This window comes from Faecalibacterium sp. Marseille-Q0746, from assembly GCF_017377595.1.
Taxonomy (GTDB): domain Bacteria; phylum Bacillota; class Clostridia; order Oscillospirales; family Ruminococcaceae; genus Faecalibacterium; species Faecalibacterium duncaniae.
Genome location: NZ_JAFREI010000001.1, coordinates 40,210 through 56,277, shown reverse-complemented (window position 1 = coordinate 56,277; position 16,068 = coordinate 40,210). Strand labels below are relative to the sequence as shown.

At 57.9% G+C, this 16,068-nt stretch carries 14 protein-coding genes; 5 read left to right on the top strand and 9 right to left on the bottom strand.

Annotated elements, in window-relative coordinates:
• Positions 1 to 15: 15 nt before the first annotated feature.
• Positions 16 to 951 carry an HPr(Ser) kinase/phosphatase gene (gene hprK, locus J3351_RS00265; protein WP_005934318.1) on the bottom strand — a complete coding sequence of 312 codons (936 nt, stop codon included), beginning with the start codon at positions 949 to 951 and terminating at the stop codon, positions 16 to 18.
• A gap of 328 nt (positions 952 to 1,279) precedes the next feature.
• On the opposite strand from hprK, the gene J3351_RS00260 reads away from it, so the two are divergent.
• The 3 genes from J3351_RS00260 to J3351_RS00250 are packed head-to-tail and all read left to right on the top strand — an operon-like array spanning position 1,280 to position 5,114.
• The gene (locus J3351_RS00260) at positions 1,280 to 3,082 is read left to right on the top strand and encodes a Na/Pi cotransporter family protein (RefSeq protein ID WP_207696846.1); all 1,803 of its coding nucleotides are present in this window, start codon (positions 1,280 to 1,282) and stop codon (positions 3,080 to 3,082) included.
• The gene (locus J3351_RS00255; RefSeq protein WP_097771952.1) at positions 3,079 to 3,768 is read left to right on the top strand and encodes a response regulator transcription factor; all 690 of its coding nucleotides are present in this window, start codon (positions 3,079 to 3,081) and stop codon (positions 3,766 to 3,768) included. The genes J3351_RS00260 and J3351_RS00255 overlap by 4 nt, the downstream gene beginning before the upstream one ends.
• Complete coding sequence (locus J3351_RS00250) at positions 3,765 to 5,114, top strand: cell wall metabolism sensor histidine kinase WalK (protein WP_207696845.1); 1,350 nt, start codon at positions 3,765 to 3,767, stop codon at positions 5,112 to 5,114. Before J3351_RS00255 ends, J3351_RS00250 begins: the two co-directional genes overlap by 4 nt.
• Here J3351_RS00250 and J3351_RS00245 read toward each other — a convergent pair.
• The 3 genes from J3351_RS00245 to J3351_RS00235 are packed head-to-tail and all read right to left on the bottom strand — an operon-like array spanning position 5,111 to position 8,378.
• Positions 5,111 to 6,100 carry a hypothetical protein gene (locus tag J3351_RS00245; RefSeq protein ID WP_207696844.1) on the bottom strand — a complete coding sequence of 330 codons (990 nt, stop codon included), beginning with the start codon at positions 6,098 to 6,100 and terminating at the stop codon, positions 5,111 to 5,113. The genes J3351_RS00250 and J3351_RS00245 overlap by 4 nt on opposite strands.
• The gene (locus J3351_RS00240) at positions 6,097 to 6,921 is read right to left on the bottom strand and encodes a hypothetical protein (RefSeq protein ID WP_207696843.1); all 825 of its coding nucleotides are present in this window, start codon (positions 6,919 to 6,921) and stop codon (positions 6,097 to 6,099) included. Before J3351_RS00240 ends, J3351_RS00245 begins: the two co-directional genes overlap by 4 nt.
• Before the next feature lie 2 nt (positions 6,922 to 6,923).
• Positions 6,924 to 8,378 (bottom strand): spore germination protein, encoded by a 1,455-nt coding sequence (locus J3351_RS00235; protein ID WP_207696842.1) that lies wholly within the window; start codon positions 8,376 to 8,378, stop codon positions 6,924 to 6,926.
• Positions 8,379 to 8,444: 66 nt separating this feature from the next.
• Between J3351_RS00235 and J3351_RS00230 the strand changes: the two genes are divergently transcribed.
• A complete protein-coding gene (locus tag J3351_RS00230) occupies positions 8,445 to 9,152 on the top strand; it encodes a DUF421 domain-containing protein (RefSeq protein WP_097771156.1) in 708 nt (235 codons plus the stop codon).
• Positions 9,149 to 9,517, top strand: a complete 369-nt coding sequence (locus tag J3351_RS00225; RefSeq protein WP_005934332.1) for a DUF4363 family protein — start codon at positions 9,149 to 9,151, stop codon at positions 9,515 to 9,517. The genes J3351_RS00230 and J3351_RS00225 overlap by 4 nt, the downstream gene beginning before the upstream one ends.
• 99 nt (positions 9,518 to 9,616) lie before the next feature.
• On the opposite strand, the gene nrdR is transcribed toward J3351_RS00225, so the two are convergent.
• The 5 genes from nrdR to clpP form a co-directional block, all read right to left on the bottom strand.
• Positions 9,617 to 10,084 carry a transcriptional regulator NrdR gene (gene nrdR, locus J3351_RS00220; protein ID WP_005934334.1) on the bottom strand — a complete coding sequence of 156 codons (468 nt, stop codon included), beginning with the start codon at positions 10,082 to 10,084 and terminating at the stop codon, positions 9,617 to 9,619.
• 48 nt (positions 10,085 to 10,132) lie between these two features.
• Positions 10,133 to 12,478, bottom strand: a complete 2,346-nt coding sequence (gene secF / locus J3351_RS00215) for a protein translocase subunit SecF (RefSeq protein ID WP_207696841.1) — start codon at positions 12,476 to 12,478, stop codon at positions 10,133 to 10,135.
• A gap of 87 nt (positions 12,479 to 12,565) precedes the next feature.
• On the bottom strand, positions 12,566 to 13,849 hold the full coding sequence (locus J3351_RS00210; protein WP_005934338.1) for an aminotransferase class I/II-fold pyridoxal phosphate-dependent enzyme: 1,284 nt from the start codon (positions 13,847 to 13,849) through the stop codon (positions 12,566 to 12,568).
• Positions 13,850 to 14,067: 218 nt separating this feature from the next.
• Complete coding sequence (clpX, locus tag J3351_RS00205) at positions 14,068 to 15,387, bottom strand: ATP-dependent Clp protease ATP-binding subunit ClpX (RefSeq protein WP_098922300.1); 1,320 nt, start codon at positions 15,385 to 15,387, stop codon at positions 14,068 to 14,070.
• A gap of 59 nt (positions 15,388 to 15,446) precedes the next feature.
• A complete protein-coding gene (gene clpP, locus J3351_RS00200) occupies positions 15,447 to 16,043 on the bottom strand; it encodes an ATP-dependent Clp endopeptidase proteolytic subunit ClpP (RefSeq protein WP_098922298.1) in 597 nt (198 codons plus the stop codon).
• Positions 16,044 to 16,068 lie beyond the last annotated feature (25 nt).

The window sequence follows — 16,068 nt, the reverse complement described above, 5'->3', positions numbered from 1 at the left end:
CTTTATCTGTAATCTTCATTCAACGGTGCCGTCCAGACCCAGACGGATCAGCAGCTCCTTGGCGGCATTATAGCCCATCCGCTTCTGGCGGTTGTTGATGGCGGCGGTTTCCAGCACAACGGCCAGGTTGCGTCCCGGGGAGACCGGGATGCTGGTGCTGGGGATGTTCACGCCCAAAATCTCGTAATATTCGCTCTCCAGTCCGGTGCGCTGATAGTTCTTGGTGGGGTCCCATGCTTCCAGCTGGACCACAAGATCCAGGCTCTCGCTCTCCTTGACCGCACCCACGCCGAACACACGGGCCACATTGACGATGCCGATGCCGCGCAGCTCGATAAAATGGCGGATGTTCTCCGGAGCTGTGCCCATGATCTGGCGGTTGGAGACCTTGCGCAGCTCCACCGCGTCATCCGCCACCAGACGGTGGCCGCGCTTGACCAGCTCAATGGCCAGCTCACTCTTGCCGATGCCGCTGTCGCCCAGGATCAGGATCCCTTCACCATACACCTCCACCAGCACGCCGTGGCGTGTGATGCGGGGTGCCAGCTCCAGATTCAGCACGCTGATCAGACTGCCCATCAGGGTGCAGGTCATCTCGTTGGAGCGGAGCAGGGCCACCCCGTGCTTCTGAGCCAGTTCCAGCATCTCGGGAAATGGTTCCAGTTCCTCACTGCGGCAGACGATGACAGCCGGAGGCTGCTGGCCGAACAGCTGGTCCAGCCGCTCGTACCGCTTCTCGGCAGAAAGACCAGAAAGAAAGTTCATCTCGGCCAGACCCAGGATCTGCAGCCGGAGCTTATCAAAGTAATCATAGTATCCGGCAAGGAACAGGCCCGGGCGGTTGACCTCCGCAATCTCGACATTGATCTCTTCCAGCCCTTTCGGGGTGTAGACCACATCCAGACTGACCTTTTCCGTCAGCTTCTTCAGCGAAACATTGAAATTCGCCATCGTTCTTCCTCCTGCACAAATGTTTCCTCTCCCTGCCCGGCAGCACACCGGGTGCGGGGCACGCTTTTTCTTTCCCTTATTATAAACGAGATGGTTTCGGATTACAATGATTCTGCCGGAAAATCTTCATTCTGGAGCCTGCATCCCGTTGCATCCTCCCTCATATCCCTTTATAATAGAGATGGTACATCCCTGCACCGGGAAACAGTCATTCACTTTACACGCTTTTTACATTCTCTGGATTTCCGATTTTACATTCAGGCTCTATACTCATAAATAGGAGAACATTCCGTCAAATAAACGTGTCAAACAAAGCGAGGAACTTCAAATGACTGTTTTTAATGTATTTTCCCTGCTGGGCGGCCTGGCCTTGTTCCTGTTCGGTATGGACATCATGGGCAAGGCGCTGGAAAAGCAGGCCGGCGGCCAGCTGCAAAAGGTCCTGAGCAAACTGACTGACAACCCGCTCAAGGGCTTTTTCCTGGGTCTGTGCGTCACTGCCGTGATCCAGAGCTCCAGCGCCACCACCGTTATGGTGGTCGGCTTTGTCAACAGCGGCATCATGGAGCTGCATCAGGCCATCGGCGTTATCATGGGCAGCAATGTGGGCACCACGGTCACCAGCTGGATTCTGAGCCTTTCCGGCCTGCAGGGCGACAGCTTCCTGATCAATATGCTCAAGCCCACCTCCTTCAGCCCGGTGCTGGCCTTTATCGGCATCCTTCTGTACATGGGCAAAAGCGAAAAGCGCAAAGGTGTTGGCACCATTCTGATCGGCTTTGCTGTGCTGATGACCGGTATGACCACCATGTCCAATGCTGTGCTTCCCCTGCAGAACGAGGCGTGGTTCACCAGCTTGTTTATCCGCTTCTCCAATCCTCTGCTGGGCGTTCTGGTGGGGGCCGTTGTCACCGGCATCATCCAGAGCTCCAGCGCCAGCGTTGGTATCCTGCAGGCACTGAGCGCCACCGGTGTCATCACCTACGGCAGTGCCATCCCCATCATCATGGGCCAGAACATCGGCACCTGCGTCACCGCGCTGATCTCCTCTGTGGGTGCCAACAAGAATGCCCGCCGCGCCGCCATGGTGCACCTGTACTTTAACATCATCGGTGTCACCCTGTTCCTGGCTATTTTCTATGGTGCAAACCTGCTGCTTGACTTTGCCTTTGTCAATGAGACAGTCACTGCCTGGGGCATTGCCGTGGTCCACTCCATCTTCAACCTGACGGCCACCGCTGTTCTGCTGCCCTTTGCAAATGGGCTGGAAAAGTTGGCCATCCTCACCATTCCGGACGATGCCGAAAAAGAGAGCTTTGCTCTGCTGGATGAGCGCCTGCTGAACACTCCCGCCGTGGCTGTGGAGCGTGCCCGCGCCGCCACTGCAGACATGGCCGAGCTGGCCCGTGTGGGCGTGGTGCAGGCCATGAGCCTGACCCACAAGTGGGACGATTCCCTTGCCCAGAAGGTGCGGGAGGAAGAGGAAAAGGTGGACAAATATGAGGATGCACTGGGCACCTATCTCGTCAAGCTGTCCAGCCGTGAAATGAGCCATGCCGACAGCCAGAGTGTGAACACTCTGCTCCACACCATCAGCGATTTTGAGCGCATCAGCGATCACTCTGTAAATGTTCTGAGCTCCGCCGAAGAGATCCACGCCAAGAGCATTGCGTTTTCCAAGGATGCACAGGAGGAGCTGCAGGTGCTGGAGGGGGCCGTGCAGGATGTGCTGAGCCGCACCACCGATGCATTCCGCAAAGGCGATCTGCATCTGGCCGGCAAGGTCGAGCCGCTGGAGACCGTTGTGGATGAACTGGTGCGTGCCATCAAGGCCCGCCATGTGGCCCGCCTGCAGACCGGCAGCTGTTCCATTGAATATGGTTTTGTTCTGGAAGATCTGCTGACCAACTATGAGCGTGTCTGCGACCACTGCAGCAATGTGGCTGTTGCCCAAATCGAGGTGGCACAGGACAGCTTTGATACCCACGCTTATCTGAACGACCTGCGCTACGGTAACGAGACCAAGGAAAGTGAACAGTTTCAGCGCCGTCTGGATCGTTACCGTGAGCGCTATCTCTTCCCTGACAGCGACACTGCACCCGCAGACGCAAAGGAGGAACCCAACAAATGATCTACATTGTAGAGGACGATGCCGCCATCCGCGAGCTGGAGCAATATGCACTGCAATCCAGCGGATACGAGGTGCAGAGCTTTGAAACCTCTGAGCCTTTCTGGCAGGCCATGCGCACCGCAGAGCCTGAGCTGGTCATTCTGGATGTGATGCTGCCCGGTGAGGACGGTTTCTCCATCCTGAAAAAGCTCCGCAATACCCCTGCTCTGCGCCGCCTGCCCATCATCATGGTCACTGCAAAATCCAGCGAGCTGGATACCGTGCGCGGGCTGGACTGCGGTGCAGATGATTACATCACTAAGCCCTTTGGCATCATGGAATTTCTGAGCCGGGTGCGGGCCGCCCTGCGCCGCTCTGCCCCCGAGGAAAAGCAGAATGTTTATGCCTTCCATGAGATCCTGCTGGACAACGCCCGCCACAGCGTGACTGTGAACGGCACCCATATTGACCTGACTTACAAGGAATACAGTCTGCTGCGCCTGCTGCTGGAGAACACGAACCTTGTCGTGACCCGCGAGACCATTCTGCAGGTGGTATGGGGCACCGATATTTCTGTTGAAAGCCGCACCGTGGATATGCACATCCGCACCCTGCGCAAAAAGCTGGGGGACGCGGGCAGATATATCTGCACCGTGCGCAAGGTCGGCTACAAGCTGGCCGACAATGAGGAGGGCGAGGAAGAATGAAACCGCAGAGCATGGAAGAAAAAATCAGTTACCGGCTGTTTTTCATGGGCTTCGTCGGTCTGGTCTGCACCGCCGTGCTCTGTCTCTTCGTCTTTCACAAAGCGTTCCGGGAACAGGCGTGGACCTCGCTGGAGCATCAGGCCGATCTGGTTTCCGCCGGATACGAGCAGCTTTCCTCTCCGGATCAGCTCTCCGTGTTCGTCAACGGAGACCTGCGCATTACCCTGATCGCAGCAGATGGCAGTGTGGTGTTCGAATCCGCCACTGACCAGCAGATGGAAAATCACCTGTCCCGCCCGGAGATCCAACAGGCCATGCGGGAGGGTGTAGGCCGTAACTGCCGCGATTCCCAGACCATGGGGTACGAGACCTACTATTACGCCATGCTGCTGCCCGGCGGCGATATCCTGCGTGTGGCCCAGGATTCTGAGACCATCTGGTCGATCTACGACGCGGCCCTGCCCGCCATCATCCTGAGCTGCATTCTGATGATGGGTGCGGCAGCGCTGATCGCCGGGCTGCTGACCCGCAGTCTTGTCCAGCCCATTCTGAAAATGACGGATGATCTTGAGCACATTCAGGAAAACGTTCCCTACCGGGAACTCATCCCCTTTGCTGAGAGCATCCACTCTGACCGGCTGCTGCGGGAAAACAACGAGAAGATGCGGCAGGATTTCACGGCAAACGTCAGCCACGAGCTGAAAACTCCTCTGACCAGTATTTCCGGCTATGCGGAGCTCATTGAGACCGGCATTGCCAAGCCCGCCGATGTACCCGAGTTTGGCCGGAAGATCCATGTAGAAGCCAGCCGGATGATCCAGCTGGTGAACGATATCCTGCAGCTGTCGCACCTGGACAGCGTCAGCGAGACCCATGCACAGCCCGACATGGAAACGGTCGATCTGCTGGACGTGGCCAAGGATTGTGTGGAACGTCAGAAGCTGAACGCACAGCGCTCCTTCATCTCCCTGACCTATCTGGGCGAGAGCGCCAGAGTGCTTGGCAACCGGGATCAGCTGGATGAGCTGTGCCAGAACCTGTGCGACAACGCCATCCGCTACAATCGACCCGGCGGCAAGGTCCAGCTCATCACCTCCTGCACTCGGGACGGCCATTGTACCCTGACCGTCAAGGATAACGGCATCGGTATCCCGAAAGACGCGCAGTCCAGCGTATTCGAACGCTTCTACCGGGTGGATAAGAGCCGGAGCAAGGCCACCGGCGGCACCGGTCTGGGGCTGGCTATTGTCAAGCACATTGCCCGCATCCACAACGCCCGCATCAAGTTGGAAAGCGAAGTAAACGTTGGTACCAGTATCACCGTCGTTTTTGAGACCGCCCACTAAAACTGCAAAAAGCTCACGTCTGCCTGCACCTGCGGGCAGGCGTTTTTTGTTGTAAGCATTTCTCGCTCTGTTCCCTGCTTCAACGCCCGGACTGCTCCCAGAGAGAGCAGATCGTACCCGTTTTCCCAGCAGCGCTGAACGGTCTGCACGCAGAGTTGCTCCAGCGCCGCACACTGTGCTGCTGTGGGCAGAGCTGTGCCCGCCCTGCGCTGGCCGGTCAGGGTCACGGCAAAGCCATCTTCTACGGCTTCCACCGATACCACACAGCGCCGGAACGTCACCTGCCCGCTACCCAGCGAAAAAATGTGTTCTCCGCTCTGACCCAGCAGCAATTGTGCCATCTGGCTCTCTGCCGGGGTGAGCCGGGTGTTTTCTGTTTCGGTGAGCAGAAGCATTTCCTCCGCATTCTCAATGGCACCATCCGTCAGGATAAGCACCGGAGCCAAAAGAGCGTTCCGGCGGCTCTCGTATAGGTGCGGAGCCTGCGGTGCGGCTTCCTTCACGGCCTGCAAAAGCTGTTCCGGGAACAGTTCGTTTTCTCCGTCTGCTGCGGCCAGTTCTTCTCCGGAAAGATCCATGCAGAGGACCCGGGCAGACAAGCCCTGCACCGGCTCCTCTTTCAACACGGTCTCCGCCTGTCGAATGGTTTTTAAAGTTGTTTCGGCATTCAAAAGCAGATACTCGCACAGCCGGTAGCTTGCTTTACGGGGCAGGCCACGCTCGGCTTCCGTCAGAGCCGTTTGCAGGGTGTTTCCCCGCCCCGTGCAGAGCTGTACCTTTGCGGCGGCATCAGAAGCATCGGCAGCGGCTTCCGGAAACTGGTAGAGCAGACCCACTGTCCAACTCTGTGCCACCACTGTGGGAGGAGTCAGGAGCAGGGCACGCACCATGCTTTTTTCGGTGTTCTCTGCCCGCAAAAACACCCCACACCAGAGCACCAGCACACCCGCTGCCAGCCACCGGAGGGCACGCTGTCGGCCCGTCATGCGTTTTCCTCCGCAGGCGCAGCCCTGCCCCACAGCCGGCCGGCCAATTGACGCACCACCTGCACCAGCACGCAGAACCGGAACATTGCCGCTGCCAACCAGACCAGCAGCACAAGGGCATCAAACCGGGAGATGCTGCCCAGTCTGCCCGCCCGCAAAAGCTCGATGCCGGGCAGGGCATTCCCAACCCCAAACACCAGTTCCATACAGAGCGCAAAGCTGCCAGCCAGTAAAAAGGCTTTCACCGGAAGCCAGACAGCGCCCCGCACCTGCTTTGCCGGACAGAACAGCGGCAGGGCAAAGTATTCCGGATACAGGGGCAGAGTGGGCGTTAAAGGTTCGGTGGGCAGCATCAGCTTTTCCCAGTGGAACTGGTCATTCAATCCCAGCAGGCAGAGCAAACCCGCCAGCGCCGCCGCCCAGCACAGGATCGGCGCACAGCGGACCAGTACGGCAGGTTCCAACTTCCATCCTGCCCAGAGCAGCAGCGGGAGAAGCCCCAGCATGGCCATGGAAGAAAAATTCCCCCAGCAAAGCTCCTGCGCCTGACGGAAGGTCTCCACAGCCTCCCAGACAAACCAGAGTCCCAGCCCGCCGCAGACTACCCGGGAACGCAAGTCTGTACCCAAAAAATTGTCTGCACGCTGCTCTGCCCCGGCTGTCAGGGCGGTGATCAGAACCAGCGCCAGTGCCATGGGCAGGCCGCGCAGCAGAAAACTGCGGGCTGAGACAGGTGCCCCTGTCTGTAATACACACCGAGCGAACTCCGCAGTGAGCACACTCAAGGTCAGTGTTTTTTCAGAGAAACAAGACTGCTCCAACTTCAACCACCTCGTTTTTGCCAAATGGTAAAGGGCTGCCGGGAAAGTTTTGGGTAGCTGCGCCGGGTCACACCGTCCGGCGAGAGCGGCACTTCAGGGAAGATGACATCCCGCAGGTAGGGCACACCCAACGCTGAGACCCGGGTCAGCCCGAATAACACACCCAGTGCGCAGGCGGCAAGTCCCACCGGGCCAGCCAACCCTGCTGCCAGCAATACTACCAGCCGCAGAACGGTTGCCACCTCGTAAAGCGAGGGCGTGACGAACACCGCAATGGATGCGGCAGCGGCGGTCAGAATGACCGGCGTACTCATCAATCCGGCGGCGATGGCAGCATCCCCGATAATAAGGGCCGCAATCAGGCTGACGGAGTGCCCCAGGGTCTGGGGCATCCGCAGACCAGCCTCCCGGATGATCTCCAACATCAGGATCACCAGCAGCATTTCCCCGAACAACGGCAGAGGCGTGGCCTGCTCGGCAGCCTCGATTTTGAACAGCAGCTGGGGCGGCAGAAGTTCCGGCAGGTAGACTGCCCAGCAGACGAACACGCCCGGCAGGAAGATACTCAGGTAGAACGAGATATATTTCAACATCCGCAGAAAGGATGCAAAATAGGCCGTTCCTGCATAGTCATCCAGACATTCAAAGTTTTCGCAGAACAGGGTGGGCAGGATCAGCGCTGACGGGCTTCCATTGACCAGAATGACGATTTTTCCCTCCTGCAGCTTAGCCGCTGCCACAATAGGCCGTTCGGTATAGCTTACAGGGGCAAAGGTGCGGATCCTACAGGGAAAGAGCCATGGCACAAAGTAGCTGGAATCCAAAAGCAGCTGCGGCCTGGCCCGCTGTAAAGTCTGCCGCACCTTTTGCAACGCTTTGGGGTCTGCCGTATCCCGGCAGTAACAGAGAGCATACTCCGTTTTCATCTCACAATCGGCCTGATCGATCTCGATGACCAGAGCATCATTGCGGAAGCACCGCCGCAGCAGGCTGGTATTTACCCGGAGCAGGTCCGCAAAGCCTTCCCGGGAGCCGCGGAGATTTCCCTCCGCTGCCGGTTCATCCACCGAGCGGGCGTTCAGGCTCTGCACCGAAAAGGCGATGCCTTTTGCACATCCGTCCAGCAAAAGCACTGCCATGCCCGCCGTCAGCCGCCGGATCAGGGCATCCCAGTTCTCCACAGGGGCAGGCTCTGCGGGCAGTGCGGAGTGCTCAAACAACAATGCAAACACCTGTTCGCCGGTCAGCTGTTCTGCCGGGCCGGGCGGTGTGCGGCGGCTGGCGGCATCCAGCAGCAGCTGCCACAGCCCTTTCAGGCTGGCCATTCCATCAAACAGAACGATGGCTCCTTTGCAGTGGTAAAGCTCAAGCTCCTTCGCATAAAAATCTGCCGATTGGCCAAACCTAGCGTTGAGCTCCGCAAGATTTGCCGCCAGATGGCTGGAAAGCTGTTCCATTTTGCCGCCCCCTTTCTGGTAGCTTGTCCGCCGGGGCGGCGGTTATACGCTGGGAGGTGTTCCGGTTTGAAACTCTTGATCTTCCGTACCATCCTGATCTATCTCTGCGTCCTGTTTGCCATGCGGCTGATGGGCAAACGTCAGCTGGGGGAACTGCAGCCTGAGGAACTGGTGTCCACCATCCTCATCTCCAATCTGGCTTCCATCTCCATTGAATCTGAAGAAGTACCGGTCACAGCCAGCCTGATCCCCCTCTTTCTCATTGCGGCGCTGGAGCTGCTGGGGTCGATCCTCAGCTTCAGGAGCCAGCGCTTTTTTAACCTGATGTCCGGGCGGCCCAAAACCGTTATCCTGAATGGTAAGATCGATCAGAACGCCCTGCGCACCCTGCGGCTGACTGCCGCCGATCTGATGGAGGCGCTGCGCGGCAAAGATGTGTTCGACCCCCGGGATGTCTCCTATGCGGTCGTGGAGACCAACGGCAGTCTCTCGGTGGCTCTGCGCCCGGAAAAGGAACCGGCTACCCTCGCCGACCTTGGGGCAAGGGTACAGCGGGCGCAGGCCACCATCCCCTTTGTGCTGGACGGTCAGGTGCTTGCCGAAAACCTGACCACCTGCGGCAAGGATGCTGCCTGGCTGGAACGCACCGCACAGGCCAACAGCCTGCTTCTGGAAGAGATCCTGATCCTGGCGGGCAACGATACCGAGGATTATTTTCTGCTGAAAAAGGAGCCTCGTCAAACGGCGGGGCTCCGGCAAGGGGGTGCGGCATGAAACGTATTTATGTCTGCATTGGCATCGTAGTCCTGCTGCTGGCGGCAGCCTTTTACAGCAGCTTCCGGGTACAGCAATTCGCCGAGGATATCTCCGATGACATCGACACCGCTATGGAGGATATCCGGAACAGCGATCTGACCGGTGCGCGGCAGGCACTGGCCGAAGGAGCCGAGCTCTGCGACACCATGCGGGAAGGCATGAACCACCTGCTCCGCACGCAGGACTTCACGGAGCTGGAAGCCGCCCTGCGCGCCGCCGATGGCCATCTGGAACTGAATGCACCCGAGGAAGCCTTCGGGGAACTGCGCCGGGCGCAGGTTCAGGTAGAGACCCTGGCCTGGCTCTCTCATCGTATTCTTTGAGGATGATTGCTTTGAGCTGAACGGATGAGGCTGTGCACAACAAAAAGCCAGGCTTTCTCGTGAAGTTCACGAAAAAGTCTGGCTTTTAACGCTGGGACCTTAGTTTTTCTCTTTGCGGTCGCCCATCAGTTTTTTCAGCTCCGTGAAAAAGCTCTCGACATCGGCAAACTGCTGGTAAACCGAAGCAAAGCGGACATAGGCCACTTCATCGATCTTTTTCAGCTCCTGCATGGTCAGTTCACCAATGCGCACACTGGATACCTCGCGGTCATAGGAGCTCATCAGGCTTTGCTCAATGCTGCTGACAGCCCGTTCCAGTGCATCGTAGCTCACCGGGCGCTTGGCGCAGGCCCGCAGCATTGCGTTGAGCAGCTTCTGACGATCAAAAGGCTCACGGGAGTTATCCTTTTTGATGACGATCAGCGGGACGGTCTCCACCACTTCATAGGTCGTAAACCGCATGCGGCAGCGCAGACACTCGCGGCGGCGGCGGATCCGCTCACCGTCTTCGGTCGGGCGGGAATCGATGACCTTGGATTCCTCATCGCCGCAATAGGGACATTTCATAAATCGTTCCTCCTGATGTTGGTTCTTGGCCTGTCGGGCAAAACACGGTCAGGCTTTTTTTGTTTCAGCCTTTTTGCTCTTGCGATCGTTCCACAGCACCCAGGCGGAGGTGGAAACACAGAGCGAGGTATACACGCCGCTCAGCATACCCATCATCAGCGGGAAGGCAAAGGTAAAGATGCTGTCCAGACCGTACAGCTTGGAGACCACGCACATCACACCCAGTGCCATTACAGTGGTCACCGTAGTGATGATGGTACGGCGGGCAGACTGGTTGACCGAGTGGTTGACCAGCTCCTCGAACGGGGTCTTTTTCCCCATCAGGGCACGGTTCTCGCGGATGCGGTCATAGACCACAACCGTATCGTTGATCGAGTAGCCCAGAATGGTCAGCATGGCGGCAATAAAGTTGCCGTCCAGCGGGGTGCGCAGCAGCACAAATGTGCCAAACACCACCATCAGGTCGTTCAGCAGAGCCAGCACAGCCATCAGGCCACCGGTCAGGCCGCCGATCTTCTTGAAACGGAAGCCGATATACAGCAGGATGAGCAGCAGGGAGAACACCACAGCCACCAGACTCTTCTGCAGGAACTTGGTGCCCATGGCAGCGCTGACATTGCTCAGGGACAGCTGGGCAAAGGCATTGTCCGGGTACTGTTCGTTCAGGGAGGTCAGCAGATTCTCCACCTGATCGGTGGTCACGGTCTCGTTGCCGGGCATGGAAATCTTCAGGGTCTGCTCCCCGGTGGCGACATTCTCGCCGGTCTGCAGGGTCAGGCCGTTGTTTTCCAGTGCGGTAGAGGCGGTCTTCTGAACCTCGGAGGTGCTGATCTCACCCTGATAGCTCAGGGTGATCATGGCACCGCCAGTAAACTCCGTATCCAGCCGGACACCGAACACTGCAGCACACAGGATGATGGCCGCCATCAGGCAGGTGGAGATGGTCAGGAAGCGCTTGCGCAGACTCACAAAGTCGATGGGCTTCTTTTCCTTGACTTCCTTGCCGGGCTTGACAGCACCATAGAGCCAGGGATTCCGCAGGGCCTTGATGGAGGCTGCACCGCGGATCATCACACGGGTGGCAAACACGCCGAATACAAAGTTCAGCAGAACGCCGGTCAGCAGCGTATAGCCAAAGGCGTAGATGGTGCCTGCGGTGGAGGGCCCAAAGGCGAAGAACACGAAGTGCAGGGCCTTGGCGAACAGGCCGTCCGAGGGGCCGAAGGCACCCATCAGCACGATTGCCACAATGACAATGGTCACGTTGCCATCAATGATGGGGGTCAGGCCGCGGGCAAAGCCGCTCTTAAGCGCGCCATCCAGAGATTTGCCGTTGTTCAGCTCCTCCTTGATGCGCTCGGCGGTGATGACGTTGGCATCCACGCCCATACCAATGGCCAGGATGATACCTGCGATGCCGGGCAGAGTCAGGGTAAAGCTCTCAAACACCGGGAAATAGCCGGAGACGAAAGCCAACGTTGCCGCCACCTGACCGGCCAGTGCAATGCAGGCCAGGAAGCCGGGCAGACGATACAGCAGAGTCATCAGCACCACGATGAGGGCATAGGCAATGAGTCCGGCCAGCACCATGGCGCTCAGGCTGTTCTCGCCCAGGCTGGGGCTGACAGTGGAATAGCTGTCCACAGTCAGGGCAAAAGGCAGTGCACCGGAATTGATCTGGCGGGCCATCTTGACCACGTCCTCCTGCGTGAAGGGATTGGACGCGGAACTGGTGATGATGGCGGCACCATCGGTGATGGCCGCATTGACCGTTGCGGTGCTCACGTTCTGATCATCCAGCCAGATGCTGATGGTTCCACTGCTCTGGTAGAGCTCCGTGGTGGCATCCCCGAAGGCCTTGGCACCCTCGTCGTTGAACTTGAGGGCCACATAATATTCGGATGTACTGCCGCTCACCGGGCCATACTGAGCAGCGGCGCTCTCGACCATGGAGCCGTCCAGGATCAGTTCGCCGTCTGCACTGCTCCCCTTGCGGAAGGTCAGGTAGGCGGTGCTACCGATCTCTTCAATGGCGGCTTCGGGATCAAAATCGGTCTCACCGGACTGCCACGGAAACTCCAGGATCAGGCGGTCGGAGTCATAATCCACATACAGCTCGTAGTCGGTCACGTTCAGGCCGACCAGACGATTCTCAATGACCAGCTGGGCAGCGTCCAGCTGATCATCGGTGGCATCGTAGTTGTCCGAGGGGGCAAACGTTACGTTGACACCACCCTTGATATCCACGCCAAAGCGGATATCCTGCGCTCCCTTGATGTAGGTCTTGGTCACATCACCGTACTTGACTGCCACACCAAAGAATGCCGTGTAGACAAACGCGGCGATCAGGAGCACTGTGACAACAAGCTGCCATGCTTTGCCTTTCGTCTTCATAAAAAACAGGAAACCTCCAAAATATAATAAACCTCCGCCGCACAGAAAAACCTCTGCACGGAGGAGATTTTTTACAGAATAAAACCCTTACTCTGCCTTTTCGGCCAGCAGCTTTTCGATGACTGCCAGCTTTACGCAGACGCAGAGCAGATCAGATGCGGTCTCCACCTCGTCCAGGCTGGGATAGGTGGGCGCGATACGCAGGTGAGAATCCTGCGGGTCCTTGTGGTAGGGATAGGCGGAACCGGCACCGGTCAGGGTCAGACCGCACTCCTTGCACAGCTGGGCCACACGCTTGGCGCAGCCGGGCATAACGTACAGGCTGATGAAGTAACCGCCCTTGGGGTTCGTCCAGTGAGCGATGTCGCCGCAGGGGGTCAGCTCCTCGGAAAAGGCCGTCTTGACCGCATCAAAGCAGGGGATCAGGCGGCGGCGGTGCTTTGCCATGTGGGCCAGCACACCCTCTTTGTTCTTCAGGAAGCGGACATGGCGCAGCTGGTTCATCTTATCATAGCTGATGATCATCACGGAGAAGCGCTTGCAGATATACTTCATGGAGTCCACGCTGCATGCAATGGCGGAAACACCTGCACCGGGGAAGGTGATCTTGCTGGTGGAGGTGAACATGAACACACGGTTCTCCGTGCCGTACTTCTTGCTCTCGTTCAACAGAACAGGGGTCTCGATGATCTCCTCGGTCAGGTGGTGGACGATGTAAGCCTCATCCCAGAAGATCTTGAAATCAGGAGCAGCGGTCTTCATCTTGGCCATCCGGTCAATGGTCTCATCGCTGTAAGTATAACCATCCGGGTTGGAATACTGGGGCACGCACCAGATGCCCTTGATGGTGTCATCCTCGGCCACCAGCTTCTCCACAATGTCCATATCGGGGCCATTGGGGGTCATGGGCACGCTGATCAGCTCAAAGCCGTACTCCTCAGTGATGGCAAAGTGGCGGTCATAGCCGGGCACCGGGCAGAGGAACTTGCGCTTTTCCACCTGAGACCAGGGGCAGGGAGACTCAGGGAAGCCGAACACATAGCCAATGTTGATGAGGTTGTACATCAACTGCAGGCTGGAGTTGCCGCCCACGAACACTTCCTCGGGCTTGACACCGAACACATCCGCAAACAGGACGCGAGCCTCGTGCAGGCCCTCAAGATCACCATAGTTGCGGGCATCGGTGCCTGCGTCGGTGGTGTAATCGTTCATCTGCAGCAGACCCATTGCCAGATCCATCTGGTGAGGGCCGGGCTTGCCACGGGCCATGTTCAGCTTCAGGTTCATGGCCAGAAACTTTTTGTACTGCTCATTCAGCTTTGCCTTTTCGGCAGTGAGCTCCTCACGATTCATCTCAAGATAGTTTGCCATTGAAAAACACACTCCTTTATCGTACTTCCAATTTCCCACAGTATCCGATGCCGGGTGTTTCAGGAGTTCCTGCCAGAGAGTTCTCCCACCACAGTCATCCAGACTTTAATATTATACCGCAACTCCGGGCGCGAAACAAGCAAATTGCAAAAAAAGCCCTGCCAAAGCCGAAGCATTTGGCAGGGCATCCCTTCCCTGCTGTCTGCAGAGTGCAGATATCAGCTCAGGGCGGTCTGGTTCTTATACCGTTTGCGCACAGCGCCGTATTCCAGATGGGCCTCGCCGCCCTCCACGGTGTCCTTGTCGATGGTGACACGGATGATGGTGGGGTCATTGGGCACATCATACATGACAGGCAGCAGGATGCCTTCCATGACGCTGCGCAGACCGCGGGCACCGGTCTTGCGCTCAATGGTCTTGCGGGCGATCGCGTGGAGGGCCTCATCGGTGAACTCCAGCTCTACACTGTCCATACTCAGCAGCTCTTTGTACTGCTTGACCAGGCTGTTGCGGGGCTCCTTGAGTACACGCACCAGTGCATCCTCGTCCAGATCGTCCAGCACAGTGATGACCGGCAGACGGCCGATCAGCTCGGGGATCAGGCCAAACTTGACCAGATCGTGAGGCTCCACCTTGCGCAGCAGGGCACGCTGGGCATCATCAGAGTTGTCCTTCAGGCTGCTGCCGAAGCCCAGTGCAGAGCGATCAGTGCGGCGCAGGATGTATTTATCCAGGCCATCAAAGGCACCGCCGCAGATGAACAGGATGTTGGTGGTATCAATCTGGATAAACTCCTGCTGGGGGTGCTTGCGGCCGCCGTTGGGCGGCACGTTGCTCACGGTGCCCTCCAGGATCTTCAGCAGCGCCTGCTGCACACCCTCGCCGCCCACATCACGGGTGATGGAGGGATTCTCGCTCTTGCGGGTGATCTTGTCGATCTCATCAATGTAGATGATACCCACCTGTGCCTTCTGCACATCAAAATCCGCCGCCTGAAGCAGCTTAAGCAGGATGTTCTCCACATCCTCACCCACATAGCCGGCCTCAGTCAGGGTGGTGGCATCCGCAATGGCGAAGGGCACCCCCAGCATCTTGGCCAGGGTCTGAGCCAGCAGAGTCTTGCCGACACCGGAGGGGCCCAGCAGCAGAACGTTGGACTTCTGCAGTTCCACATCCGCACCTTTGCCGCTCAGGATGCGCTTATAATGGTTGTAAACGGAGACCGCCAGCACACGCTTGGCCTCGTCCTGACCAATGACATACTGGTCCAGCCCGTTCTTGATCTCAGCCGGGGTCAGGATATTGATATCCAGACCATCCACAGCCTGCATCCGGGTACGGCTTGCGCCGCGGCCCGGGCGGCCGTTTGCTTCCGGGTGCTCCGGCTGATCCGAGAGCAGATCATGGCACAGGCCGATGCACTCGCTACAGATGTTGACACCGGGGCCGATGATCATCCGTTCCACTTCGTCCTGATGCTTGCCGCAGAAGCTGCACACCAGGTCTTTTTCATTTTTGCCGGAATTGTTGTTTGCCATAACTGTTATTCCTTATTCTGGGTCTTTGCGCGCAGGGCTCTCCCCCGCGCCTTTCAGTTTCAGCGGTGGGCGATGACCTCATCGATCAGGCCGTATTCCTTGGCTTCCAGCGCGGTCATATAGTTGTCGCGCTCGGTGTCCAGCTGGATCTTCTCCAGCGGCTGGCCGGTGTATTCGCTGAGCATGTGGTTCATCTTATCGCGGATATACACCATGTGCTCGGCGTGGATCTTGATATCGGTGGTCTGGCCGGAAAGGCCGCCGCCCTGACCGCCGATCAGCGGCTGATGGATCAGGATCTCAGAGTTGGGCAGGGCAAAGCGCTTGCCCTTGGTGCCGCTTGCCAGCAGGAAGGCACCCATGGAAGCGGCCATGCCCATGCAGATGGTGGAGACATCGCACTTGATATACTGCATGGTATCGTGGATGGCCATGCCCGCGCTGATGGAGCCGCCGGGGCTGTTGATATACAGGCTGATATCCTTGTCCGGGTCCTGCCCTTCCAGGTACAGCAGCTGCGCCACCACAAGGCTTGCGGAGGTGTCGTTGACATCCTCGCTCAGAACGATGATGCGGTCATTCAGCAGACGGGAGAAGATATCATAGGAACGCTCACCATGTGCCGACTGTTCGACAACGTAAGGAACAAAACTCATAAAGTTCGCCTCCTGATACGAAAAA

Coding starts and splice junctions, on each gene's coding strand:
- J3351_RS00225 (WP_005934332.1), top strand. CDS start 9,149: ATGAAACGTATTTATGTCTGCATTGGCATCGTAGTCCTGCTGCTGGCG.
- secF (WP_207696841.1), bottom strand. CDS start 12,478: ATGAAGACGAAAGGCAAAGCATGGCAGCTTGTTGTCACAGTGCTCCTG.
- J3351_RS00210 (WP_005934338.1), bottom strand. CDS start 13,849: ATGGCAAACTATCTTGAGATGAATCGTGAGGAGCTCACTGCCGAAAAG.
- J3351_RS00245 (WP_207696844.1), bottom strand. CDS start 6,100: ATGACGGGCCGACAGCGTGCCCTCCGGTGGCTGGCAGCGGGTGTGCTG.
- clpP (WP_098922298.1), bottom strand. CDS start 16,043: ATGAGTTTTGTTCCTTACGTTGTCGAACAGTCGGCACATGGTGAGCGT.
- J3351_RS00235 (WP_207696842.1), bottom strand. CDS start 8,378: ATGGAACAGCTTTCCAGCCATCTGGCGGCAAATCTTGCGGAGCTCAAC.
- J3351_RS00250 (WP_207696845.1), top strand. CDS start 3,765: ATGAAACCGCAGAGCATGGAAGAAAAAATCAGTTACCGGCTGTTTTTC.
- hprK (WP_005934318.1), bottom strand. CDS start 951: ATGGCGAATTTCAATGTTTCGCTGAAGAAGCTGACGGAAAAGGTCAGT.
- clpX (WP_098922300.1), bottom strand. CDS start 15,387: ATGGCAAACAACAATTCCGGCAAAAATGAAAAAGACCTGGTGTGCAGC.
- nrdR (WP_005934334.1), bottom strand. CDS start 10,084: ATGAAATGTCCCTATTGCGGCGATGAGGAATCCAAGGTCATCGATTCC.
- J3351_RS00255 (WP_097771952.1), top strand. CDS start 3,079: ATGATCTACATTGTAGAGGACGATGCCGCCATCCGCGAGCTGGAGCAA.
- J3351_RS00260 (WP_207696846.1), top strand. CDS start 1,280: ATGACTGTTTTTAATGTATTTTCCCTGCTGGGCGGCCTGGCCTTGTTC.